Source organism: Mycobacterium sp. 4858, assembly GCF_900240975.1.
Taxonomy (GTDB): Bacteria; Actinomycetota; Actinomycetes; order Mycobacteriales; family Mycobacteriaceae; genus Mycobacterium.
This window is the reverse complement of sequence record NZ_LT968776.1, coordinates 1073456-1097699: the sequence shown is the minus strand read 5'-3', so window position 1 is coordinate 1097699 and position 24244 is coordinate 1073456. Positions and strand designations below refer to the sequence as shown.

The following is a 24244-nucleotide window of genomic DNA, read 5'->3' as shown; positions in this document are numbered from 1 at the left end:
GGACGGCCTGGGCCCGGCGCGGGTGCGGCTGCGCGGGGGACCGGTGATGGCCGAGCTGACCGACCGGTTCGGCGCGCCCGCGCGGTCGAAGGTGCTGGCCGGGGAGGTCGTCGATGCGGGCGGCGCGGTGGTCGACGAGGCCACGGTGCTGCCCGCCGGATCGCACGTATTTCTGTACCGAGAGCTGCCCGATGAGGTTCCGGTGCCGTTCGACATCCCGGTGCTGCATCGCGACGCGGACATCGTCGTGGTCGACAAGCCCCACTTCCTGGCCACCATGCCCCGCGGGCGACACGTGGCGCAGACGGCGCTGGTGCGGCTGCGGCGGGAACTGGGCCTGCCGGAGCTGAGCCCCGCCCATCGGCTCGACCGGTTGACCGCCGGCGTGCTGCTGTTCACGGCGCGCCGCGAGGTACGCGGCGCATACCAGACGCTGTTTTCCCGTGGGCTGGTGCGCAAGACGTATCTGGCGCGCGCCGCCGTGGATCCGGCCGTGGCGTTGCCCCGCGTGGTGCAAAGCCGGATCATCAAGCGGCGCGGCGTTTTACAGGCCGTCTGCGAACCCGGTGCGCCCAACGCGGAGACGTTCGTCGAACTCGTTTCACCGGACGGCCTGTACCGGCTGACCCCGCGCACCGGGCGCACCCACCAGTTGCGCGTGCACATGGCCTCCCTCGGCCTGCCGATCGACGGGGATCCGTTGTACCCCAACATCATCGACGTGCCGCCCGACGACTTCAGCACGCCGCTGCGGCTGTTGGCGCAGCGCATCGAGTTCGACGACCCGGTGACCGGCGCCCGTCGCGAATTCGTCAGCCGCCGAACTCGGCCCTAGATGGTGATTCTGGCTTCGGTCGTCGCGCATGAGGCCACCGCCCTGTGGAATGTCAGCGGGGAGAATTCACTGCCCGGCGGCTACCTCGCGCCGTTCGGGGGCGGCGTCCTCGCCGCGATCGTCTTGTTGCCTACGGGGAGGAGCGCTCCGGCTGCATCAGGAAGGCGGACCGAACGCTCGGCTGAATTCTTGCCGTCAGTCTTCGGGGTTGCTGGAGCGGGTGTCGTCGGCGGAGGTGATCGCCGCGTTGATGAGCGTTTCGAGCGGCGGTATCCCACCATGTGTTTCTCTTAGCTCTGGAAAGTATCCATCTATTTCGGCCGACAGAGGCGTACGCTCCCACACGGAAGTGCCTTAATGAGCGGGGTTTGGACCCGACGATCACGCGGAGGTGGAGCGTGTCATGATGCGGTCAGATGAAGGTCCTGAAGCCAACGACGAAGAAGTTGTGTATGAGTTCGGCGGAGGTTGGGGGACAAACGAGTCCACCGACAGCCCAGTCGAAGACGAAGCCTGAAGCTTTAGCGCCCGAGGGCGCAAAACCTTCAGCCGCCGGCCAGGTGTACGAAAAGCTCGTAGGTATCCTGCTCGCAGGCGAGGAGGACCGCCGTAGGCGCGTTGAGGGACGCGGCGCCACCATCTTGACCACCAGCACGGCGATGTTGACGCTTATCTTCGGACTGACCATCTTCGTTTCCGGCAAAGACTACACATTCAAAAATCATTTTGCCGTGTGGTTTCTAACACTCGCGCTGGCAGCCTTTCTCGTCTCCGCAGTGATTGCCATATTCATCCAGGCGTATCGCTTCTCGTACTCAGTACTGAGCACTGCCACGCTTGAAAGTCTGGTCAAGGACACTAATTGGGGCAGAACCGAGGACGACGCCAGGCAGATGTGGATCGAAAGTCAAGTCGAGACAATAAAGACTCTGCGCCGGAGCAACAAAGCAAAATCTGACCTCGCCGTATGGAGCTTAGGGTTCGAAGTTCTAGCTATTACTCTGCTTGCCTTCTCTGTGGGACTCGAACTTCATACGAGACTGTGACCTGCACCAGGTTCGCTGCCGACCGGCCCTATTTGGCCTGAAGTGTATTTCGCACAGGGGGCTGCATTATTTGCTCAAGACCTTCTGGGGCTGGCAGGAGAAGCAGCTGCCCGACGCGACGTTGATCCTGACTTCCCCGGCTGGGCGCACCTATGTCACCCACCCCGGGCAGCGAGCTGTTGTTCCCGAGCCTGTGCTGGGCCACCGGGGCGCTCGCGGCCCCAGAAGTCGACCCGCTCCAGGATTACTGCGCCGAGCGCACGGCGATGATGCCGACCCGACGACGCACCCGCGCCCGGGACCGCGCCGCGCGCGTGGCCACCGAACGTCGACAGAATCGAATGGCCCGCACCGCGGTCCGGCAACCAAGCGACACCGCGCATTACCGGCCCCGCGACGCCACCACCGACGACGACCCGCCACCGTTTTGAATTGGCTCCCGCACCCCACGCTCCCGGGAGGGTTCCGGCCTCAGCCGTCGATGTGCGTCGGTGGGTCGGCGAAGGTGAAATCCGAAGGGGGATGGTCGGGGCCCATCACATCGCAGTGCCCGTCGGGCACGAGGTACGAACTGGCGCCGTTGGGAATCAACCGGGCGACTGCCACGCAACGCTGCCAGGTGCCGTCGGGCTGCACTGGTCCGTCGCACTTGCTGAGGACGGGTCCTCCGTACAGGCAGCCGGCGCTGGCCGGCGGCGACGAGACGATCGGCCCCGCGGCCATCAGCAGGACAGCGAATCCTCCGACGATGCCGCGCTTCATGATTGCCTCCCGACACCTGACGCTACCGCTTTCATAGCGGCTTTTGGGATCGGTAGCGAACCATTCGCTGTCTGCTGATTCGCGTAGTCCACATCGGAAAGGCGCGAGCCAATGTCGCACAATCGCAAAGTCGGGAAGATCATCGCCGGCGCGCTGCTGTCAGGCGGCGTGGCGGCAATAGGCCTGGGGCTGTCCGGGGGCACCGCGCAGGCGGGCCCCACAATGACGCCCCAATTCAATCGTCCACTGCCCGTGGACAACTTCACGGTTCCGCACGAATGGTGCCCGGGGCAACCGTTGCCGATGCCGGACGTCCGTTGGGACATGGGCGTCTGCCACCACTGGTACTGGGTCCCGGTCGGGGGCATGGGCAACGTCGGCCAATTCGTCTGGGAGGGGGATGCTCCGCGGCGCCCCCTTGGCCCGCCGCCGTGCTACGGAGCGCCCATCTGCCTGCCCGGCCTGTAGTGGGCATCGCGCCCGCGTGGGCGGCCCGCGATCGGGTAGCCCGCGGCGCCACGGTGACCGTCTGCGAAATCCATTCCAAGGCAGATCGGCCGCCGGAAAGGGCCCGGTCGTTTAATGCTTTGGTTACCCTAAGGTCAGGGGTATATCGTTCGTCCCAGCCGGGACTCGACGGGGAAGGATCTGGGGGGCACCCTGGGGGGTGAGTGCTCAATGTTTCCGGCGTGTTTGCAACCTGGTAAACGCAATTTTCCGGCCGCGTACTCGGCATAGACAATGTGAGGTGTGATGGACTTGTTCGCGCCCCCCGAGATCACCTCGACGCTTATCCACTCCGGGCCTGGAGCGGGTTCGCTGATCGAGGCCGCGGGCGCGTGGCAAAGTCTGGGCGTCGAGCTGGAGAACTCGGTCGCCGTGTATGCCTCGGTGTTGTCGTCGTTGATCGAGTCGTGGGACGGCTCATCCTCGATGGCGATGCTGCAGGCCGTGCAGCCCTACCTCATCTGGCTGCGCACCACCGCGCAGCAGGCCCAGCAAATGGCCACCTCGGCGGAGTCTGCCGCGGCGGCCTTCAGCGACGTTCAGTCCGCGGTGGTGCAGCCCGCAGTGGTGGCCGCCAACCGGACGCGGCTGGCGCAGCTGCTCGCCACCAACACGTTCGGGCAGAACACGGCCGCGATCGCCCAGACGGAAAACGCGTACCAGACCATGTGGGCGAACAACTCGGCGGCGATGACGCGCTATCAGGCGACCACCAGCCAGGCCACGAGCCAGCTGTCCCAGTTCAATTCGCCGCTGTCCATCACCAGCCCGAGCGGGACGGCCAGCCAGCAGTCAGCGGTGTCTAATGCAGCCCTGTTGAGCTCCGGCTCCACGAGTTCGACGGTGAGTAATGCGGCCTCGTCGCTCACTTCGACTATCAGCAGCTTCGACCCGAACTCCGGTTGGTTCAACTACTGGAGCACCTGGGGCAACCAGTTCATCTCGTCCGGCTTTCCCATCAACCTGCTCAGCTACCTGGCTCAGAACACCTCGGCCCAGGCGCTGCAGGGCGTGGGCAGCGACATCGGCCTGGGGCTCTCCGAGGGCGAGGGGGCGCTGGCGGCGTCGGTGACCAGGCTGGCCGGCGCGATCTCGGCGGCCCCGGGGGGCGCGCCAGCGGCCGCGATGGGGGTCGGGGTCTCGCTGGGCAAGCTGACGGCGCCGCCCGCGGTGGTGGGGCTGCTGCCGGCGACGCAAACGCCGGTGCAGCTGGCCTCGTCGGTGTCGCCCCTGCCGGCCGACGCCGGGCTGACCGGAATGCCGGTGATGCCGATGATGGCCCCCGCGACGAACTCGGCCGGCAGCGGGTGGCGCAAGCGCAAACAGCAGAAGTTCGAGGATCTCGAATACGGGGCGGAACTCCCGAAGAAGGTGATCCAGCGACCGCCCAGCGGCGGATGAGGGGCGACCATGGTTCCTCACGACTCCGGAAGCCGCTTTTCGCCGCCGGATAGGTCGATGGCGGCGCGAGCCCTGTATCGCGCACGCGCGACGGCACTCGTGCGCCCCGTGCCGGCGGGTGACCCGTGATCGATTTCGGCCTGCTGCCCCCCGAGATCACCTCGGCGCTGATCCATGCCGGGCCCGGCGCCTGGTCGATGATCGACGCGGCAGGCGCATGGCAAGAGCTCGGCGCCGCGTTGGAGGCGGCCGCCAGCAGCTACGCCTCGGAGTTGGCGTCGACGATGGCGACCTGGCAGGGTCCGTCCGCGCTGTCCATGGCCCAGGCGTTCGAGCCCTACCTCGCCTGGCTGCACACCACCGCGGCGCAATGCCAGGAAATCGCCGCTTCGGTGGAAATCGTCACGGCCGCATTCGAATTGACCCACTGGACGGTGGTGCACCCCTCCGTCGTGGCGGCCAACCGGGCGCGGTTGGCAACGTTGCTGGCCACCAACTTCTTCGGCATCAACGCTCCGGCCATCGCCGAGACCGAGGCCGAGTACAACGCCATGTGGGTGAACAACTCCACCGCGATGTACCGGTACGGCGCGACGTCGCTGAACGCCGTCAAGCTGTCTCAGTTCTCGCCACCGCCACAGGTCGCCAATCCCTCGGCGGTGACCACCCAGGCCACGGTCGCGCCCACAGCGAACGCGCTGACCAGCTCGTCGACCACCGGGTCCGTCATCGACGCGCTCGGCGTCACCCCCTTCAACCCCAACAAGGGCTGGTTCGGGTATTTCAGCACCTGGGGCAACCAGTTCATCGCGGGCGGGTTTCCCGTCAACCTGCTCAGCTACATCGCGCAGGTCAACGCGGCCCAGGCGCTCCAAGGCGTGGGCGCCGACATCAGCCAGGGCCTGGCCGAAGGTGGGGCCGCCCTGGCGTCGGCGGATGCCAGCTTGATGAACGCGATCGGTTCCGGGACGCTGGCCCCCCGCGGCGCGCTGGGGGTCTCCGTCCTGGTGGGCAAGCTGAGCATGCCGCCCGCGACGGTGGGGATGCTGCCCGGCGTCCAGCCGCCGGTGCAGCTGGCCTCGGCGGTGTCCCCGCTTCCGCCGGGCGCGGCGCAGCCGCCCGGCCTCCCGTTAGCTCCGATGCGGCCGCCGATGGGTGGCAAGGGTGGTCGCGGCGATGGTCGGGACTACGACGACATCGAGATCGGCGCGGAGCTTCCCGGCACCGTCATGAAGCGACCGCCGTCAGCGGGATAGCTTGGGCCCCAACGCCTGACGGCGCTCCGGCCGTGACGGGCCGGGCTCGTCCTCGGCCAGGGTGAAATAGCTCTCCTCCTCCTGCAGGAAATGCAGGCGCAGCAGGGCGTGCAGCCCGTAGAGGCACGCCAGCAGGTCGTCGACCTGGTCGGGGCCGATCGCTCCGCTGCTCTGGGCCAACGCCAGGTGCGCGCCGATCCGGTCGGAGAGTCGCTGGATCTCGGCATGGGTCCGGCTCATCGGTGCGGTCGCTTCGCTGGTGCCCAGCGGGTGGGCCAGCGCCGGATAGAGCTCCGACTCCTCGGCCCGTTCGTGCGGGATGATCCGCTCGGTGAGCACGGTGTGGGCGTGGCGCACGGCCTCCATAGCCGGCTCGTCGGCCCCGTCGGCGAGCCGGTCGGCGGCGTCGCGCAACAGGTCCACGGCGTCGCGCAGCTCGTCGTGTTCGGCGTCGAAGCGCCGCAGCAGCTGTTCGGTCGTAGCCGGCAGGTCGACCTCGATGTCGGGGTTGCCGCGCAGGGCGCGCAGCGCGTTGAGGATCACGGCGACGTCGATGCCCTCCTGCACCAGTGCGCCGACGGCCGGCGGCAGCCACCCCGCGGCGGCGACGGTCATCGCGGCCAGTGACAGGGCCATGCCGACGACCGCGCTCTGCACGGCGATGCGTCGTGACCACCGGGCGATGTCCATCGCGTCGGCGAGCCGCTCCAGTCGATCGGTGGTCAAGACGATACTGGCCGCCTCCGAGGACGCGGTGGCGCCGCGGGCACCCATCGCGACGCCGACGCTGGCCGCGGCCAACGCGGGTGCGTCGTTGACCCCGTCGCCGACCATCACGGTCACCGCGCGGTCCTTCTCGGCGCGGACGGCGGCCACCTTGTCCGCCGGGCTTTGTTCGGCGTACACCTCGTCCAGGCCCAGCACGGCCGCGACCTCGCGGGCAGGCTCGGTGCGGTCACCGGTGAGCATGACCAATCGGTTCAGCCCCGCCTCGCGCAGCCGCCGCAGGGTGCGCGGGGCGTGACGACGCAGCGGGTCGCGCAGCAGCACCGCGCCCGTGGGCCGCCCGTCGACGCAGACCCAGGCGATGGCGGCGCCGTCCAGCAGGGCGCGATTCACCACCGCGCGGGCCCATTCGGTGTTGGCGGTGTCGTGCCAGAGTTTGCCGACGTGCACCCGGTGACCGTCCAGGGTGGCGGTGACGCCGCGGCCGGGTTCCTCGACGACCTCGGTCGGAAGGGACAGCTGCAGGCCGCGGGCCCGCGCGGCGGTGACGATCGCCTCGGCCAGGACATGCGGGGACATCTGATCCACCGACGCCGCCACCCGCAGGATCTCGATCGCGTCGCGCCCGGGGGCGGCGGCCACGTCGATGACGACCGGGCACCCCATGGTCAGGGTGCCCGTCTTGTCCATCACCAAAGTGGTTGCGTGGCCGAGGTTTTCCAGAGCGCCGCCACCGCGGATCACCACACCGCGGCGCGAGGCCCGCGACAGCCCGGACACGATGGCGACCGGTGCCGCGAGCAACAGTGGGCACGGGGTCGCCACCACCAGCACCGCCACCGCCCGCACAGCGGACCCACTGGCCAGCCACGCCGCGCCGGCCACCAGCAGCGTCAACGGCAGGAACCATGCCGCGTACCGGTCGGCCAGCCGCACCACCGGCGCGTTCTCCGCGCCGGCCTCCGCGGCCAGGCGGACGATGTGGGCGTAGGTGCTGTCGGCGGCGGTGGCCGTGGCCTCCATTTCAAACGCGCTGCCCGCGTTGACCACCCCGCTGCGCACGGGTTCGCCGGCGGTTCGCTCCACCTGCAGCGGTTCGCCGGTCAGGACCGATTCGTCCAGCACCGCGACCGCACTGGAAATGCGCCCGTCGACGGGCACCACTTCTCCCGGGCCGACGAGCAGCAGATCGTCGATTGCCACGTCATCCAGCGCGATGACGTCCACTGCCGAGCCGACGCGGCGGCGGGCGAACCGTGGCGCGTGCTCCAGCAGCGCCCGCAGGTCGTGGGACGCGCGGCGTTCGGCCGCGGCCTCCAGGGCCCGCCCGTCGGCGAGCATCACCGCGATCAGCGCCCCCGCGAGATATTCGCCCACCAGCAGGGTGCCGACCAGCGACAACACCGCGATCAGGTCCACCCCGAACCGGCCCCGGCGCAGCGCGGCGATGACCCACACCACCGCGGGGATCACCGCCACCACCGTGCCCGCGATCCAACAGCCGTCGGCGATCCGCCGGGCACCGGCCAGCCAGGCGATCCCCCCGGCCGCCAGCGCGGCGGCGGTCACCGCGGCCAGGGCCGGCTCGACCCACCGGGTGGGCAGGGTCCGCCGCCCGCGTGCCCCGACGTCCATGCCAGTCAGCCTTCCCTGACATCGCGGCGATGGCTAGGGCCGGATGGACGGGGATTGAGGACTCAGGTCACTAGCAGGTGGCGGCGCGTCCCGGTCAGCATTGGTGACGTGACTGCAAGTCCTTCCGCCGGTTCCATGCCGATCCACACCATCACCGGCGACCCCGTCGCCCGCGTCCCCGCCGACGCCACGATCGCCGACGCCGCCCGGGCCATGGTGACCTGCGACGTGGGTGCGATCGCGGTCGGCGACGACCCGCGGCCCGCCGCGCTGGTGAGCGAGCGCGACATCGTGCGGGCGGTGGCGGCCGGGCGGAATCTCGCGACCGCCCCGGTCTCCGACGTGGCCAGCACCAAACTGGTGTGGTGTGACGCCGAAGCCTCGGTGGACCAGGTCGCCGCCCGGATGATGGACCGCTACATCCGCCACGTGCTGGTGGAGCGCGACGGCGCGCTGGTCGGCATCGTCTCGGCCCGCGACCTGCTGGGCGTCTACGCGGACTTCGATTCTTGAGGCCGCGAGCGGTGGCCGCGCTTCTCGGCGGCGGCCTGGCCGGGCTGACGGGCTGGGACCTGCTGCAGCGCCGCCACACCATCCTGCGCAACTTCCCGGTCATCGGACACCTGCGGTTCCTGCTGGAAGCGGTGGGCCCCGAGCTGCGCCAGTACATCGTCACCGACAACGACGCGGAACGGCCGTTCAGCCGTGACCAGCGCCGCTGGGTGTACACGTCGTCGAAGCTGGCCAACCGATACTTCGGCTTCGGCACCGACAACGACCTGGAGCGGGTGCACAACTATCCCATCGTCAAGCACGCCGCGTTCCCCGTCGCGGCGCCGGCCGGTGAGCCCGACCACCCGGACCCGGCGGTGCCACTGCCGGCGGCGAAGGTGCTCGGCGCCGCGCGCGGCCGCGCCAAGGCCTTTCGCCCGTCGTCGCTGGTCAACATCTCCGGGATGAGCTTCGGTGCCCTCGGCGGCGCGGCCGTCACCGCCCTGAACAAGGGCGCGGCGATCGCCTGCGCCCTGCACACCACCGGCGAGGGTGGGGTGTCGCCGTATCACCTCCACGGCGGCGACCTGGTCTGGCAGATCGGCACCGGCTACTTCGGCTGCCGCGACGAAGAGGGCCGGTTCAGCCTGCCCCGGCTGGTCGACCGGGTGGCGGCCACGCCGTCCATCCGCGCCATCGAGATCAAGCTCAGCCAAGGCGCCAAGCCCGGCCTGGGCGGCGTGCTGCCGGGCGCCAAGGTCACCCCCGAGATCGCCGCCATCCGCGGCGTGCCGGCCGGGGTGGACTGCCGGAGCCCGGCGGGCCACTCCGCGTTCCATGACGTCGACGGGCTGCTGGAGCTGGTGGAGACGATCGCCGCCGAGACGGGCCTGCCGGTCGGCATCAAGTCGGCGGTCGGGGAGGGGCGGTTCTGGTGCGACCTGGCGGGGCGGATGGCCCGCACCGGCACCGGTGTTGACTTCGTGACGGTCGACGGCGGCGAGGGCGGCACCGGCGCGGCCCCGCTGGTCTTCACCGACCACGTCGCCCTGCCCTTCAAGTGGGCTCTGCCGCGGGTGTACCGGGCCTTCGCCGAGCACGGGTTGCACCGCGACGTGGTCTTCATCGGGTCGGGCAAGCTGGGCATCCCGGAGAACGCGCTGCTGGCCCTGGCCACCGGCTGCGACATGGTCAATGTCGGCCGGACCGCCATGTTCTCGATCGGCTGCATCCAGGCGCAGCGCTGCCACACCGGCCGCTGCCCGTCGGGCGTGGCGACCCAGTCGCCGTGGCTGCAGCACGGCCTCGACCCGGACCTGAAATCGGTGCGCTGCGCCAACTACCTGGCCACCCTGCGGTTCGAACTGCTGCAGTTGGCCCGCACCTGCGGCTACGTCCATCCGGCGCTGGTGCCGCTGGAGGCCATCGAGCTTCTCGACGTCGACATGAAGACCGTCCGAGTCGATCAGTTGCTGGATTACCAGCCCGACTGGGGCCTGCCCGGCCCGGCCGACGCCGAGGCGATCACGGCCGTGATGTCCAGCGGCGCAGGATGAATTTGCGGATCTCGCTGACCCACAGGACCGTGCTGGCCACGGAGATGCAGACCAGCCACTGACTCAGCGAGAGCGGCGTGGTGGTGAAGGCCGTGTTGAGGACGGGCAGCTGAACGACGGCGACCTGCAGCAGCGCCGACAGCCCGATCGCCGCCCACAACCACCGGTTGGCGAAGAACCGGTGGAACGCCGACCGCGTCTCCGAGCGGGCGTTGACGGCGTTGATCAGCTGGGCGATCACCAGCACGGTGAATCCCGCGGTGCGGGCGGTGTCCAGCGACGACGGCAGGGGGCCGCCGGGGGCGTAGATGCGGATGGTGAGCAGCGTGGCCGCCGCCACCGCCGCGCCGATCACGATGATGTTGTTCCACATCCGCGCGTCGATCACCCGGTCCGAGGCCGAGCGGGGCGGCCGGCTCATGACCTCTTCGGTTTGCGGGTCGACGCCCAACGCCAGCGCCGGTGCGCCGTCGGTCAGCAGGTTGATCCACAGAATCTGCGTGGCCAGCAGCGGCAGCGCGACGGTATCGCCCTGCGCCAGGCCGACCGCCCCGGCCAGCACGACCCCGAAGAAAACCGTGAAGATTTCGCCCATGTTCGACGACAGCAGGTAGCGCAGCGACTTCTTGATGTTCGAGAAGATGCCGCGGCCCTCGCGGATGGCCTGGACGATGGTCGCGAAGTTGTCGTCGGCGAGGATCATGTTCGCCGCTTCCCTGGCGACTTCGGTGCCGGAGCGTCCCATCGCGATGCCGATGTCGGCTGACTTCAGCGCGGGCGCGTCGTTGATGCCCTCCCCGGTGACGGCCACGATTTCATGGTCGGCGTGCAGCGCGTCGATGATGCGCTGTTTGTCCGCCGGATCGACCTGCGTGTACTGCGAGTGCTGGCGCACCGTTTCCCGCAGCTGCTCGTCATCCAGCGTCGCGAGTTCTGCACCGGACACGGCCGACTCGCCGCCTTCGATACCCAGCTTCCGGGCGATGCGCGCGGCGACCCGCGGATGGTCGCCGGTGATCATCACGACCCGGACGCCGGCGCGGCGCGCCTCGGCGATCGCGGCCGCCACCTCCGGCCGGGGTGGATCGGTGATCCCCACCATGCCCAGGTACACCAGGTGCCCGTCGGACCGGCAGGCGACCGCCACGGTGTGCAGGGCGTCGAGCGCCAGCCGCTCCGCGTCGCTTCGGATCGCGGCCCGTGCCGAGTCGTCGAGTGGCGCAAGCCGATCGCCGGCCCGCAGGTGCGTGCACCGGCCGAGCACCTCGCCGGGATCGCCCGTCGTCACGTCAGTCGGCGTCGTGCGGGGCCCGTCGCCGAGCTTCTTGCGGGCGACCAGGAAGGCCGCGTCGACGGGATCGCCCCGGATCGTCCACTGGCCGTCGTGCATGTCGAGCGCGGTAGCACCGTTGGCGGCGGCGCCCCCGTCGAGCACCAGGGCGGCCTGCCGCCACAGGTCGTCGCCCTCACCCAGCGGCGCGCCGCCGTGCTCGAGGCGACCCTCGGGCCGGTACCCGGCGCCGGTGACTCTCACCTCCCCAAGCGGAGTGACGACCCGGACGATGGTCATCTCTCCGGTCGTGAGGGTGCCGGTCTTGCCCGAGCACACCACCGACGCCGAGCCCAGGGTCTCGGCGGAGGACAGCTCCTTGACGACGGCGTTCAGACCTGCCATCCGCCGCATCCCCAGGGCGAGCACCACCGACATGATGGCGGGCAGGCCCTCCGGCACGGCCGCCACGGCCAGCGAGACGCCCAGGAGCACCGCCGTCACCACGTCGTGGGCGGTGTGGATGCCGAAGACCACGAAGATCGTCGCGATCACTACCACCGCGATCACCAGCACGGCGATCCCCAGCAGCCGGCTGGCCCGGGCCACCTCACGCTGCAGCGGCGTCGGCTCGTGGTCGACCGTGCGGACCAGGCCGGCGATCTGACCGGTCTGGGTCGCCATCCCCGTCGCGGTCACCACCGCCCGCCCGGTGCCCCGGGTGACCGCGGTGCCCTTGAACACCATGTCCGCCCTGTCGCCCAGCGCCGCCGGCCCAGGCAGCGTCCGGGCATCTTTGAGCACGGGTTCGCTCAGACCGGTCAGCGCGGCCTCGGACAGCTCCAGCCCCACGGACGAGAGCAGCCTGGCGTCGGCCGCCACGGCATCGCCCTCGGCCAGCAGCAACACGTCGCCGGGCACCACGTCGCCGGCGGGAACCGTGCGCCGCGCACCGTCCCGGATGACCGTCGCCGACGTCGCGGCCATCCGGGCCAACGCGCTCACCGCCTTCTCGGCGCGGGATTCCTGCGCGTACCCCAGGAGCGCGTTCAGGACGAGGATGACCGCGATCACCACCGCGTCGACCGGCCAGCCGCCGGCTCCCTCGACCACCCAGACCGCCAGCGAGGCGACCAACGCGGCGAGCAGCAGGTAGATCAGCGGGCTGCGGAACTGCGCCAGCAGCCTTCGGTAGGCCGGCGGCGGCGGGACGCTCTCGATGTCGTTGGCGCCCACCGCGGCGAGCCGGCGGGCGGCCTCTGCCGCGGGCAACCCCGCTTCGCGATCGGTGCGCAGCCGGTCGACGACGGCGGCGGCGTCGAGGAGCGCGGGGTCGGGGTCGAGCAGTGCGGCGTCCACCGGGCGCGCTCAACCGGTCAGTGCTGGCTCGCCGGCTGCGGCGAGGCGGCTTCCCTGCGGGACTCCAGCATCCGGTTGCGGACGATGTGCTCGACGAGGATCGGTACGAAGGTCTGGACGGGGGCGTCGACGAACTGCTCGGCGGCCTCCTCGGACCAGCGCTTGATCTGGGCGGTCCGTTGCTCGTCGCCGAGCCCCTCGTGGCGGGCCAGCTTGTCGGCGACATCGGCCACGGATCGCGCCACCGTCGAATGGCTGTGTTGCGGCACCGCGTCGTCGGCGGGCATCCGGGCCTGCTCCAGCGCTTGACGGGCGACCTCCTCGCCGGCGTCGGGGCGGATGACGTGCAGCGTGAGGTGGTGGCCGTCCTCGCCGATCAGGATGACGCTGGCCGGCTCGTCGCTGGTGAACGCCAGCAGTTCGACCGTCTGGCCGCCGATCTCGGCCAGCGGCGGCGTCTCCTGCCAGCCGTTGCGGCGATAGCCCACCATCACGACCGGGCCCAGCCGCTCGGCCACCGACGCCAGCAGGCCAGGCAACTCGTCGACCAGGTTCGTGGTCCGCGGCCACCAGGCACCGTCGATGTGCTCCGACACGGACCGGTACGGCTTGAGCTGTAAGCGATTTTCCATATGCACGCCTCAATCGTCGGCGGGGCGGTCGGAACCCGACAGGGCCGGCCGCACCGAAGTGGTGGGACTTTGTGCCCTTTCGGGACCGGTCGCCGGCTCGACGCCGAGCCAGCGCCGCTGCACGCTGTGTGACGCGCGCAACATCAGGTCGGGCGCGACCGCGGACAAGGAGCTGGCCGTCGCCGCCGCCAGCAGGCCCTGACCCCAGGCCAGCGGGTCCAGCGGCGTGCAACCGAACAGCTGGCTCAGGCCCGGGGTGCTGATCACCACCGCGAGCACGCCCAACGAGCCGACCGACGTCAGCACCACCAGCGGGGCGCGCGAGTCGACCAGGGTCTGGGTGAGTTGCGCGCCGACCAGCGCGACCAGGGCGACCGTCGCCGCGCGGCCCGGCGGGCCGGTCACGCGGGCCATCGTCCAGCCCGCCGTGGCGCCGATGGTGGTCGCCGCCCCACGGATGCCGATCGCCCGCCACATCGCCGCCTCGTCGCGGTCGACGTCGGCCGTGCCGGTCTGGGGGCTGACGGCCAGGGCGGCGGCGGGCAGCGCGTCGGTCAGCATGTTGACCAACAGCATCTGGCGGGCGTTGAGCACCGAACGCCCGGTCAGGATGGTGGTCAACAGGGCGAAGCACACCTCACCGAGGTTGCCGCCCAGCAGCATCGACACCGCCGACTGCACGCGCCGCCACAGCTGCTCGCCTTCGTCGAGCGCGTCGAGCAAGGCCTCGATCCGTTCGTCGAGCAGCACCACGTCGGCGGCCGTGCGGGCCGCGTCGCTGCCCCGCGCCGCCACGCCGATGCCCACGCTGGCCGCCCGGATCGCGGCGGCGTCGTTGACGCCGTCGCCGACCATGGCGGTCACCAGCCCGGCCCGCTCGAGGGTCTGCACGACGTCGATCTTGTGTTCCGGCGTCATCCGCGCGAAGACCACCCGCGACGCCGCCGCGGCGGCCCGCCCGTCGGCGGAGAGTGCCTCCCAGTCTGCGCCGGTGATCACCTGGTCGGCGGTGACATCGAGGCCCAGTTCCTGGGCGATCACCGCCGCGGTCGCCGGGTGATCACCGGTGATCAGCCGGACGCCGATGTCGCGCGCGGCGAGTTCCTTCAACAGCCCGGGGGCAGCGGCCCGCGGGGTGTCGGCGAGCCCGAGCAGCCCGATCGGGGTGAGCCCGGAGGAGCACAGGGCCTCCAGCCGGTCGGGATCGGCCGCCGCGGCCGCCGCCTCGTCCGCGCTGAGTTGGCGCTCGGCCACCGCCAGCACCCGCAACCCCTTGGCCGCCATCTCGTCGACCTGCTGCGTCAACGGGTGGTCGTCGTGCAGCAGCGCCGACGCGAGCACCTCGGGTGAACCCTTGATGGTCAGCCGGGTGCCGACCAATGCGGCCGCGAACGGGCGGCCGGACTGGAACGGCAGGAACGCGTCCCGGGTCAGCCGCTGCGGCTCGGAGCCGTCGCCGCGCAGGGCGGGATCGCCGGCGGCCCGCTGTATCGCGTCGTCGGTGGCGTGGTCGACACGGTGGGTATGCCTGGCGTAGCTGGTGCTCAACGCCGCGTCCAGCACCGCACCGGGGGTCTGCCCCTTCATCGGGTGCACCGCCTTGACCTTCAGCCGGTTCTCGCTCAGGGTCCCGGTCTTGTCGAAGCACACCACGTCCAGCCGGGCCAGCGCCTCCACCGAGTGCGGGTTGCGGATCAGCACCGACTCGCCGGTGAGCCGGCGCGCGGCCGCCAGCTGGGCCAGCGTCGCGACCAGCGGCAACCCCTCCGGGATGGCCGCGACGATCAGCGTGACCGCGCTGGACACCGCCTCGCGCAACCCGGTGCCCCGTGCCACGCTGAGCAGGCCGACCAGGCCGCCGCTCGCCACGCTGAACGGCAGGGCCCGGCGGGTGATGTGCCGCAACTGCCGCTGCAGGCCGATCTCCTGCAGTTTCCTGGGCGCCATCGCCAGCGCCCGGCGCATCTCCGACCGCGACCCCACGGCCGTCACCACGGCCACCGCCGTGCCCGCGACCACCGTCGTGCCGGCGTAGAGCATGCAGGTCCGTTCGGCCAGCGGTGCCCCCGGCGTGGGTTCGGTCTGCTTGGCCACCGGCAGCGATTCGCCGGTCAGCGTCGACTCGTCGACCTCCACGTTCGAGGCGTGCAGCAGCCGGGCGTCGGCGGGCACCACCTCGTCGGCGTGGACCTCGATGATGTCGCCAAGCCGCAGCCGCTTGGTCGGCACCTTCTCGCGGCGCTCTTTGTCCAGCGGGCCCACCCGTCGTCGCGCCGGCGGATCCTGCACGGCCAGCAGGCGATTCAGGGTGCGTTCGGCGTGCAGCTGCTGCTCGGCCGACAAGGCGGCGTTGACCAGCAGCACGCTGCCCACCAGCACCGCGTCCAGCAGGGAGCCGAGCAGCGCGCTGGCCGCCGCGCCGGTGGCCAGCAGCGGGGTGATCGGGTCCGCCAGGTCGCCGCGCATCTCGTCGGCGAAGTCGTGGATGGTCCCCCACGACGCCGCGCTCGCGTCGTGCAGCGCGCGAAGGGGCGGCACCTGCCGCCACCACGCGGCCGCCTCCTCGCGGTCCTCCTCGGTGGGGCGGGGCAACAGCCGCTGCACCTCGGCGACCGGCAAGGCGTGCCAGTCGTGGCTGGTTTCGGGCTCCGGCAGCGGATCCCGGAGGGTCTTGACGGCCGCCCGGTACCCGAACCACAGGCTGGCCACCATGCCGACGTTGACCGAGGCCGAACTGCGCCCGGGCACACCGGGAATGAGCATCAACGCGCCCAGCGTCGACGCCGACGCGGACAACCGGACTGCCCCGTCGGTGGCCGCGCGCGCGGCGGGCAACGCGTGCAACAGGCGCCAGGCCCCCGTCAGGTCGTTCGCGATCACGTCGGCGGCCCAGGGCGGGGAATGTCGGGGCCGCAGCAGGCCGATCGTCACGTCGGACCGGTGCGCGGCGCGCATCTCCGATGTGGTCAGCAGGGCCACGGTGTTCCCCGCGGCCTTCAGCTCGGCCACGGCCGCCGCTACCGCGTGGTCGATCGACCCGCCCGGCTCGGCCGCGGGATACAACTCGTCGAAACCCTGTGCCAGGGAGCGCAATCCGTCGTCGTCGAGGGAATAGACGCGCGGTTGTGACCGCCGCGCCTCGGTGAGCACCGCCGCCGCGAGCGGGTCGCGGACGGGGCTGATGAGCGCCTCGCCGACGCTGCCGGCCCCGGCAATGTCGGCCAGCTGGTGCCAGCCGGGCTGCAGGCCGTCGTTGTCGAGCGCGGCGCGGACCGCTTCCCAGGCGTGGGCGCGGTCCGAATTCTCCACCCCGAGCACGCGACTCACCGTCAGTTCGTCGGTGTACAGCGCCCGAGGGTCGACCATGATCGCGTCGATCCGGTCGAGCGTCCGCAATACCCGGGGCCGCAGCACCAGCGCGTCGTGGCGGCCGGAGAGGCCGCGGTTCATCGTGCAGCCGAACGCTTCCCGCACGGACCGCAGGGGCTTGGGGACGGCGGCCAGCGCGGCCGCGCCGGCGGCGTCCGGGTTGCGGGTGAGCAGGCCGACCGCGGCGGCGGCGCCGATGCCGGCCAGGCCGGCGCGGTTGGCGTAGCGCTCCGCGGGCCCGTCCGGCGGGGCCGGGTTGCCGACGGGGGCCGAGACCCCGTCGTCGGCCACCGGCCGCTCGGCCAAGCCGGGCTCGTGCCGGATCCAGGCCAGCCTGCCGTTCCACGCCTCGGCGGCCAGCATGGTGCGGGTGGCGGCCTCGGCGGCCGCCGCCGTGGGTGACAGCGTCAGGGCCGCGGAGGTGGCGTTGACGATGCCGAACAACACATCGGTGCCCTCGGGCCCGAGGCGTCGCTCCAGCTCGCGGCGCAGCCGCGGCAGGTGGTCGGCCACGGTCGGGGGCACGGCCACCAAGTCGGGGAGCCGGGGCAGTCGCAGCAGGCTGCCGGTCAGCGAAAGGCCAAGGCCCACGGAGGCGGCCGTGGCCGCCACCATCCGGCCCATCAGCAGCGCGTCGTCGCCGGGCAGGCTGGCCGGCAGGGCCCTGCCCGCCCGCCGTCCGCCGCGTCGTTCCGCGGCCGCGACGCTCCGGCACAGGGCGGCCGCCGACGGCCCGTCGTCGGCCACGGTCACCACCACGCGCGCCAGCGTGCGGTTGAGGTAGGCCTGCTGCACCCCGGGCATCGCCCGGACGGCCGCCAACACATCGGTGGCGATCGCCGGGCCGTGTTCGCCGTCGAGGCCGCGCACCTCGATCCACCGCCTGGGTCCGTTGTCGCTGACGCGCCGGGCCGGGGGGCCACCCACCGCCTCGAGGACCGCGCCCGCCGCCGCGCGGGTCAGGGCGGGAACGTCGGGCGTGGCGTGCACCAGTGACCTGCCCACGCTGGCCGCGACGTGCCCGCCCAGCAGGGCGGTGCCGGCCGCGAGCTCGGTGCCGACCGCGGCGACGCGCAACGGAGCCGTCAGCAAGCCCAGGCCGGGCAGGCCGCGTCGTGTGCTCACCGTGTTCTCCGGGCTCGGGTCGATTGTCTACAGTGCCCCCGGTTCCGCAAGGGTTACAGCGGCAGCTTAACGGGCGGTAACGTGCGCGGGAAAAAGTCATTGAGGCCCTTTTCGAGGGGCTTTTGTCCCTTGTCAAAACCGCTCGCGTTGGCCACCGTTGCGCTATGCGAAGCGCTTACCACCACCAGCTGGCCGAGTTGACGGTTCAGCTCGGCGAGATGTGCGGCCTGGCCAACGACGCCATGCGGCGCGCCACTGATGCCCTGCTGGAGGCCGACCTGGACGCCGCCGAACAGGTGATCCGTGAGCACGACCGCATGGTGGAGATGCGGGCGCAAACCGAACGGGAAGCGTTCGCCCTGCTGGCGCTGCAACAACCGGTCGCCGGTGAGTTGCGGGCGATCTTCAGCGCCATCCAGATCATCGCCGACATCGAACGCATGGGTGCCTTGGCGGTGCACATCGCCAAGATCGCCCGGCGCGAACACCCGAACCGGATACTGCCCGACGACCTCCGCGCGTGCTTCGCCGACATGGCGAAGGTGGCAATCACGTTGGGCGAAAGCGCAAAACAGGTGCTGATCTCCCACGACCCGCAGCAGGCCGCCCGGCTTCGCGAACAAGACGACGCGATGGACGAGCTGTACCGCAACCTGTTCAGCGCGCTGCTGGACGAAGGCTGGCGGGACAACATTCCCGTCGCCGTGGACTGCGCCTTGCTGGGCCGTTTCTACGAGCGCTTCGCCGACCATGCCGTGGAGGTCGGCCGCCGCGTGGTCTTCATCGTCAGCGGCGATCTGCCCACGCCGGACGAGATCTCGACCTACTGAGCGGCACCGGTGGGGGCGGGCTTGGGAAGATAACGCCGTGCAGGGCACACCGGACATCCAGGGCCGTGTCTGGCGCCACGGTAAGCCGCAGGAAGACTTCACGTTCGACGACATCTCGGGATATCTGGGCGAGCCCGACACCCTGGTGTGGGTGGATTTGTGCGCCCCGGACCACGACGCGTTGTGCGGCCTGGCGGCCGAGCTCGGCCTCAACACGTGGGCGGTGGAAGACGCCGTGGCGGCGGCCGAGCGGGTGAAGGCCACCGCGTACGAGACGCACACCTTCTTCACCGTCTACGCCGTTGGGGTCGCGGAGGAGGTGACCGACGAGCCGCGGCGCATGCTGTCCATGCAGCGGATCTCGGCGTTCGTGCTGCCGCGCGGCCTGATCACGGTACGGCTGACGCAGGACTTCGACGTCAGCCAGCTCACCCGGCGCTGGGATGAGATCGGCGCCCAGCAGTACGGCGTGGGCGCGCTGGTGCACGGCTTGCTCGACGTCGTGGTCGACAGCCACTTCGCCGCGGTGGAGGCCCTGGACGACTGTGTCGAGGCCATCGAAGACGAGCTGTTCGACGGCACGCCGCGCCAGGCGAGCTTCCAGCGCAGGACATTTCAGATGCGCCGGGACCTGGTGGCGCTGCGGCGGGTGGCGCTGCCGATGCGCGAGGTCGTCAACTCGATCCAGCACCACCGCCGCGAGGTCGGCACCGCTCCGGAACTGGACCCGCTGTACGCCGACCTGTATGACCACGTGCTGCGCGTGTCGGAGTGGACGGAGTCGTTGCGGGACATGGTCACAACCATTTTCGAGACCAACCTTTCCCTGCAGGACGCCCGGCTGAACACCATCATGAAGAAGCTGACCGGATGGGCGGCCATCATCGCCGTCCCCACCGCGATCACGGGCTTCTACGGGCAGAACGTTCCCTACCCCGGCTTCGGCCATCTCGCCGGCTTCCTTGCGAGTACCACCCTGATTTCCGTGCTGATGGTGGTGATCTACGTGATGTTCAAGCGGAGGGACTGGCTATGACCGCTGACCTGCTGACCGGCTCGGAGGCCCCGAAGGCGATGCTGGTCGCCGCCGCCCCCCTCGACGAGGTGCTGCGAAGCCTGGACAGCTCGGCCGCCGGGTTGTCCAGCGCGGAGGCCGCCGCCCGGCTGACGCGTTACGGACCCAACGCGGTGCGGACCCATCGCGTCAACGCCCTTGCGGTGCTGGGTCGTCAACTGCGCAACGCGGTGCTCATCCTGCTGGCCGGCACCGCGGTCGTCTCGTACTTCCTGGGCGACAGCATGCAGGCCGTCATCATCGGCATCATCCTGGCGGCCAGCATCGGCCTGGGCTTCATCAACGAGTACCGCGCCGAGCGGGCCGCCGCCGAACTGCACGCCAGCGTGCACCACAACGCGCTGGTGCGCCGCGACGGAGAGTTCGTTTCGGTCGCCGTCAGCGAGCTGGTACCGGGCGACGTGATCCGGCTGTCGCTGGGGGAGGCGGTCCCGGCCGACGTCCGGCTGATCGACGTCACAGGCCTGGAATGCAACGAAAGCATCCTGACCGGGGAATCGACCGGATCGGAGAAGGCACCGCATCCGGTGCCGCCCGGAACCGACCTGGCCGACGCGAGCGACCTGGCCTTCATGGGCACGATCGTCAGCGCCGGTGAGGGCACCGGGGTGGTGTACGCCACCGGAAAGAACGCCGAATTCGGCCGGATCGCTTCGGGTTTGGACGAGCATCCGCCCGAAACCGGTTTCCAGGTCGGGCTGCGCCGGTTCTCCTACCTGCTGCTGCAGGTCGCCGTCGCGCTGATGGTGATCATCTTGGCCAGCAACCTGCTGCTGGCCAAGCCGATCATCGACTCGGTGCTGTTCTCGCTGGCGATCGCGGTCGGCATCACGCCGCAGCTGTTGCCGGCCGTCGTGAGCACCAGTCTGGCCACCGGCTCACGCCAGCTGGCCAAGGCGAAGGTGCTCGTCAAGCGGTTGGTCTGCATCGAGGACCTCGGCGACATCGACATCCTGATCACCGACAAGACCGGAACCTTGACGGAGGGACGGATCCGGCTGGTGGACGCCGTCGACGCCTGCGGTGCGCACAGCGACCCGGTCCGCCGGCTCGGCCTGCTGGCCACCGATGTGGACCCGGAAACCGCCGGTGCCAGCGCGAATTCGCTCGACGCCGCACTCTGGGAATCCCCCCAGGCGCAGCAATTGGTGGGCGGGGCCACGCGCCGGGTCGCGCTGCTGCCGTTCGACCACGAACGCCGCGCGACCTCGGCGCTGGTCGACGACGACGGGAACCGGGTGCTGGTGGTCAAGGGGGCGCCCGAGCAGGTGCTGGCCCAGTGCCTGGCCGTCCCGGCGGCGGTGGAGGAGACCCTGGCTGCGTTGTTCGCCGCCGGGCGCCGGGTGGTGGCCGTGGCCACCAAATCGGCGCCGGGGATGACGACGCTGTCCCGGGCGGACGAATGCGAGCTCTCGCTCGCGGGGTTCCTGGTCTTCGCCGACGAGCCCAAATCCGCCGCACGCCAATCGCTGTTGGAGCTGGCCGAGCTGGGCATCGAGCTGAAGATCGCCACCGGGGACAACCCGCGAGTGGCCGAAAAGGTCTGTGAAGAACTGGGTTTGGCCTCGAAGGGCACGATCACCGGCGCGCAGCTCGAACCCCTGGACGACGCCGCGTTCGCGTACGCCGCGCAACACCACACCATCTTCGCGCGCATCTCCCCCGAGCAGAAGGCGCGGCTGATCACCGCGCTGCGGCGCGAGGGGCGAGCCGTCGGCTTCCTGGGCGACGGGGTCAACGACGCGCTGGCGTTGCACGCCGCCGACGTGGGGATCTCGGTGGACAGCGCCACCGACGTGGCCAAGGACGCCGCCGACGTGGTGCTGCTGGAGAAGGACCTCGGTGTGTTGGCCACCGGCGTCGCCGAGGGCCGGCGCATCTTCGCCAACACCATCAAGTACGTGCTGATGGGCACGTCGAGCAACTTCGGGAACATGTTCAGCGCCGCCGCCGCATCGGCCCTGCTGCCGTTCCTGCCGATGCTGCCCAGCCAGATCCTGCTGAACAACCTGTTATACGACTCCTCGCAGCTGGCGATCCCCACAGACAGGGTCGACGCCGAGCAGCTGCACGCGCCGTCGCACTGGAACGTCGCGTTCATCCGCCGGTTCATGCTGATCTTCGGACCGATCAGCTCGCTGTTCGACTTCCTGACGTTCGGGTTGATGCTGGGCGTGCTGCACGCCGGCGCGATCGAGTTCCGCACCGGGTGGTTCGTGGAATCGCTTGCGACGCAGACGCTGATCATCTTCGCGATCCGCACCCGCAAGGTGCCGTTCTTCCGCAGCCGGCCCAGCGCGTTGCTCGCCGTCACCAGCCTCACCGTGGTCGCCGTCGGCGCCGGGCTGACGATCTCGCCGCTGGCCCGCACCCTGGGCTTCACCCCGCTGCCGTGGCAGTTCTTCGCCGTGCTGGGCGCGTTCGTCGCCAGCTACCTGGTGCTGGTGGAGCTGGCCAAGCTGCTCTTCTACAGCGAGCCGATGCACCTCGCCGGGCAGCCGCATCGCGCCCGCGGAAACGCGTTCCGCATTCGCCGCCGGGCCGCCCGCTACCACTACATCGAGCGGCGGATGCGCGGGCGGGACGGGGCTTAGTGCTCGACCTGGAGGGTCGGCAGATCCGAAAGACCCTGCTGGATTCCCCGGTCGAGCTTGTCGATCAGTGTCGTGCTGCCGGCCGGGGCCGTCTCCTGGCAGGCACAGCTGAGGGTGGTGAAGGGGCTTGGGTCGGCGTTCGCCGATGCTGCCGACCAACTTGCAGCGCCGAGAGTGAGTGCAACGCCGACCAAAAGTTTAGGAATCATTTGGCCTTCGAGTTCTCGAAATTGAATTCAGGCCAAATTTTACCGGCGCACGTGTCACGAGCCTGTCAACTAGCTGTTAACTTTCAGGCCTGGGTGCCGTACTTCGGGCAGTACGCCCGGATGCTCACCCCCACGAAGTAGCCGGCGTGGTAGCCATCGAGGTGGCTGTTGGTCATGACGTCGTTTGCCACCTGTTGCGGGGACTCACCGGATTCGAGTTCCTGGCACACCAAATGACCGGACCGGATGGCCGTTTCGGGCGATTCGTAGTTGATGCCCTTGGCGGTCAGCGCCGCGAGGAAGGCGTCGTCGGCGGCGCTGGCGTTGGCGGTCGGGGTCGCCGCCGGCACGCCCAACAGCCCCGCCGCCGGGACAACGCCGACAGCCACCAGCAACCCCAGCAGGCCGGGGTTGCGGATCTGGGTCCTCGTCATTTCTGATACTCCCGTGACATCGAAGTGCCGTTGCTCGCTGACAGCGGGGGCTGCCCGAATAGTTGCACGTTGCGGTGTCGCACGGTGCAGGATCAATCATATTGCGACCACCGCCACACCCGGCTTTGCTCCGGCCTCGGTCCCCTCGGTGCGCTGACGGGATGCCATACGTGCGTTGGTTGGCGCTGGCCGTCGTGGCAGTGTGCTTGGCGGCCTGTGGTGTGCGGCATGTGTCGGCGGCCAGCGCGCGGGATGCTTCCGGGACATTCCGTTCCGGCGGCATGGACCGAACTTACCTGCTGCATGTGCCGCCGGATAGCCCGGTCGGCCTGGTGCTGAGCCTGCACGGCGGCGGCGGGACCGGCAACGGCCAGCGCGGCCTGACCGGGTTCGACACGGTCGCCGACGCCCACGACCTGTTGGTGGTCTATCCCGACGGTTACGACAAGAGCTGGGCCGACGGGCGGGGGGCGTCGCCGGCGGATCGCCGGCACGTGGACGATGTCGGCTTCCTGGTGGGCTTGGTGGGCAAGCTGCAGAACGACTACGGCATCGCCCCGGGACACGTCTTCGTCACCGGAATGTCCAACGGCGGCTTCATGGCCAACCGGCTGGCGTGCGACCGCGCCGACGTGTTCGCCGCGGTCGCGCCCGTGGCGGGCACCCTCGGCGTGGGCGTGGCGTGCAATCCGTCGCGGCCGGTCTCGGTGTGGGAGGCGCACGGCACCGCCGACCCGCTGGTGCCGTTCAACGGCGGTGTCGTGCGCGGCCGCGGCGGGGTGAGCCACTCCATCTCCGCCGACAGCATGGTGAACAAGTGGCGCGCCGCCGACGGGTGCCAGGGCGATCCGTCGGTGCAGGCGCTGCCGGACGTCGGCGACGGCACCGTCGTGCACCGCTTCGACTCCGCGGCGTGTGCGGCGTCGACCGAGGTGATCTTTTACCGGATCGACAGCGGCGGGCACACCTGGCCGGGCGGCAGGCAATACCTGCCGAAGGCGATCATCGGGCCCACCACCCGGGCGCTCGACGGGTCGGAAGCCATCGCGGAGTTCTTCCTGGCGCACGCGCGGGACTAGTGGCGATCGCGAGCGCGGCGTAGCCGGGCGCTGCGGGTCGCCACCATCGGGC

The 24244-nt window shown here is 70.4% G+C and carries 17 protein-coding genes and 1 pseudogene; 12 read left to right on the top strand and 6 right to left on the bottom strand.

All coding sequences use genetic code 11. From position 1 onward, the window contains the following. Nucleotides 1-46: 46 nt before the first annotated feature. The 3 genes and pseudogenes from C1737_RS13625 to C1737_RS13615 form a co-directional block, all read left to right on the top strand. Complete coding sequence (locus C1737_RS13625) at nucleotides 47-835, top strand: pseudouridine synthase (RefSeq protein ID WP_231980509.1); 789 nt, start codon at nucleotides 47-49, stop codon at nucleotides 833-835. A 416-nt stretch (nucleotides 836-1251) separates the two neighbouring features. Then, entirely contained in the window at nucleotides 1252-1881 is a 630-nt protein-coding gene (locus C1737_RS13620) for a hypothetical protein (RefSeq protein ID WP_142393458.1), read from the top strand. 37 nt (nucleotides 1882-1918) lie between these two features. Further along, a pseudogene (locus C1737_RS13615) lies at nucleotides 1919-2312 on the top strand (hypothetical protein); the annotation flags it as partial. 40 nt (nucleotides 2313-2352) lie between these two features. Here C1737_RS13615 and C1737_RS13610 read toward each other — a convergent pair. Next, the gene (locus tag C1737_RS13610; protein ID WP_102418644.1) at nucleotides 2353-2643 is read right to left on the bottom strand and encodes a hypothetical protein; all 291 of its coding nucleotides are present in this window, start codon (nucleotides 2641-2643) and stop codon (nucleotides 2353-2355) included. 111 nt (nucleotides 2644-2754) lie between these two features. Here C1737_RS13610 and C1737_RS13605 point away from each other — a divergent pair, with 111 nt between their 5' ends. The 3 genes from C1737_RS13605 (at nucleotide 2755) to C1737_RS13595 (ending at nucleotide 5807) form a co-directional block, all read left to right on the top strand. Further along, on the top strand, nucleotides 2755-3111 hold the full coding sequence (locus tag C1737_RS13605; RefSeq protein WP_102418643.1) for a hypothetical protein: 357 nt from the start codon (nucleotides 2755-2757) through the stop codon (nucleotides 3109-3111). Nucleotides 3112-3396: 285 nt separating this feature from the next. Continuing rightward, entirely contained in the window at nucleotides 3397-4551 is a 1155-nt protein-coding gene (locus C1737_RS13600) for a PPE family protein (protein WP_102418642.1), read from the top strand. Between the two features lie 128 nt (nucleotides 4552-4679). Further along, a complete protein-coding gene (locus tag C1737_RS13595) occupies nucleotides 4680-5807 on the top strand; it encodes a PPE family protein (protein WP_102419940.1) in 1128 nt (375 codons plus the stop codon). Here C1737_RS13595 and C1737_RS13590 read toward each other — a convergent pair. After that, entirely contained in the window at nucleotides 5796-8168 is a 2373-nt protein-coding gene (locus C1737_RS13590) for a heavy metal translocating P-type ATPase (protein WP_102418641.1), read from the bottom strand. The genes C1737_RS13595 and C1737_RS13590 overlap by 12 nt on opposite strands. 108 nt (nucleotides 8169-8276) lie before the next feature. Between C1737_RS13590 and C1737_RS13585 the strand changes: the two genes are divergently transcribed. Then, on the top strand, nucleotides 8277-8681 hold the full coding sequence (locus C1737_RS13585) for a CBS domain-containing protein (RefSeq protein WP_067924262.1): 405 nt from the start codon (nucleotides 8277-8279) through the stop codon (nucleotides 8679-8681). Beyond that, complete coding sequence (locus C1737_RS13580; protein WP_102418640.1) at nucleotides 8678-10216, top strand: FMN-binding glutamate synthase family protein; 1539 nt, start codon at nucleotides 8678-8680, stop codon at nucleotides 10214-10216. The genes C1737_RS13585 and C1737_RS13580 overlap by 4 nt, the downstream gene beginning before the upstream one ends. On the opposite strand, the gene C1737_RS13575 is transcribed toward C1737_RS13580, so the two are convergent. Genes C1737_RS13575 through C1737_RS13565 form a run of 3 tightly spaced genes read right to left on the bottom strand, consistent with a single transcriptional unit; the run spans nucleotide 10185 to nucleotide 17971 of the window. Continuing rightward, the gene (locus tag C1737_RS13575; RefSeq protein ID WP_102418639.1) at nucleotides 10185-12845 is read right to left on the bottom strand and encodes a cation-transporting P-type ATPase; all 2661 of its coding nucleotides are present in this window, start codon (nucleotides 12843-12845) and stop codon (nucleotides 10185-10187) included. The two genes, C1737_RS13580 and C1737_RS13575, sit on opposite strands and share 32 nt — an antisense overlap. Nucleotides 12846-12862: 17 nt before the next feature. Next, a complete protein-coding gene (locus tag C1737_RS13570) occupies nucleotides 12863-13483 on the bottom strand; it encodes a DUF5994 family protein (RefSeq protein ID WP_102418638.1) in 621 nt (206 codons plus the stop codon). 3 nt (nucleotides 13484-13486) lie between these two features. Then, nucleotides 13487-17971 (bottom strand): cation-translocating P-type ATPase, encoded by a 4485-nt coding sequence (locus tag C1737_RS13565; protein ID WP_102418637.1) that lies wholly within the window; start codon nucleotides 17969-17971, stop codon nucleotides 13487-13489. 164 nt (nucleotides 17972-18135) lie between these two features. Here C1737_RS13565 and phoU point away from each other — a divergent pair, with 164 nt between their 5' ends. From phoU to mgtA, 3 genes are read left to right on the top strand one after another with little or no spacing between them, the layout of a single operon-like run. Beyond that, entirely contained in the window at nucleotides 18136-18801 is a 666-nt protein-coding gene (gene phoU / locus C1737_RS13560) for a phosphate signaling complex protein PhoU (RefSeq protein ID WP_067919678.1), read from the top strand. A gap of 37 nt (nucleotides 18802-18838) precedes the next feature. Next, nucleotides 18839-19837: a magnesium transporter CorA family protein gene (locus tag C1737_RS13555; protein ID WP_102418636.1), complete on the top strand. Its 999-nt coding sequence runs from the start codon at nucleotides 18839-18841 to the stop codon at nucleotides 19835-19837. Continuing rightward, nucleotides 19834-22470: a magnesium-translocating P-type ATPase gene (gene mgtA / locus C1737_RS13550; protein ID WP_102418635.1), complete on the top strand. Its 2637-nt coding sequence runs from the start codon at nucleotides 19834-19836 to the stop codon at nucleotides 22468-22470. Before C1737_RS13555 ends, mgtA begins: the two co-directional genes overlap by 4 nt. 292 nt (nucleotides 22471-22762) lie before the next feature. On the opposite strand, the gene C1737_RS13540 is transcribed toward mgtA, so the two are convergent. After that, nucleotides 22763-23113: a DUF732 domain-containing protein gene (locus tag C1737_RS13540; RefSeq protein ID WP_067918180.1), complete on the bottom strand. Its 351-nt coding sequence runs from the start codon at nucleotides 23111-23113 to the stop codon at nucleotides 22763-22765. 161 nt (nucleotides 23114-23274) lie between these two features. On the opposite strand from C1737_RS13540, the gene C1737_RS13535 reads away from it, so the two are divergent. Beyond that, on the top strand, nucleotides 23275-24192 hold the full coding sequence (locus C1737_RS13535) for a PHB depolymerase family esterase (RefSeq protein ID WP_102418634.1): 918 nt from the start codon (nucleotides 23275-23277) through the stop codon (nucleotides 24190-24192). The last annotated feature ends 52 nt before the right edge of the window (nucleotides 24193-24244 follow it).

Bases quoted from the DNA above. Each gene is read 5' to 3' on its own strand.
- C1737_RS13625 (WP_231980509.1), top strand. From the start codon at position 47: ATGGCCGAGCTGACCGACCGGTTCGGCGCGCCCGCGCGGTCGAAGGTG.
- C1737_RS13590 (WP_102418641.1), bottom strand. From the start codon at position 8,168: ATGGACGTCGGGGCACGCGGGCGGCGGACCCTGCCCACCCGGTGGGTC.
- C1737_RS13620 (WP_142393458.1), top strand. From the start codon at position 1,252: ATGAAGGTCCTGAAGCCAACGACGAAGAAGTTGTGTATGAGTTCGGCG.
- C1737_RS13600 (WP_102418642.1), top strand. From the start codon at position 3,397: ATGGACTTGTTCGCGCCCCCCGAGATCACCTCGACGCTTATCCACTCC.
- C1737_RS13535 (WP_102418634.1), top strand. From the start codon at position 23,275: ATGCCATACGTGCGTTGGTTGGCGCTGGCCGTCGTGGCAGTGTGCTTG.
- C1737_RS13540 (WP_067918180.1), bottom strand. From the start codon at position 23,113: ATGACGAGGACCCAGATCCGCAACCCCGGCCTGCTGGGGTTGCTGGTG.
- phoU (WP_067919678.1), top strand. From the start codon at position 18,136: ATGCGAAGCGCTTACCACCACCAGCTGGCCGAGTTGACGGTTCAGCTC.
- mgtA (WP_102418635.1), top strand. From the start codon at position 19,834: ATGACCGCTGACCTGCTGACCGGCTCGGAGGCCCCGAAGGCGATGCTG.
- C1737_RS13605 (WP_102418643.1), top strand. From the start codon at position 2,755: ATGTCGCACAATCGCAAAGTCGGGAAGATCATCGCCGGCGCGCTGCTG.
- C1737_RS13610 (WP_102418644.1), bottom strand. From the start codon at position 2,643: ATGAAGCGCGGCATCGTCGGAGGATTCGCTGTCCTGCTGATGGCCGCG.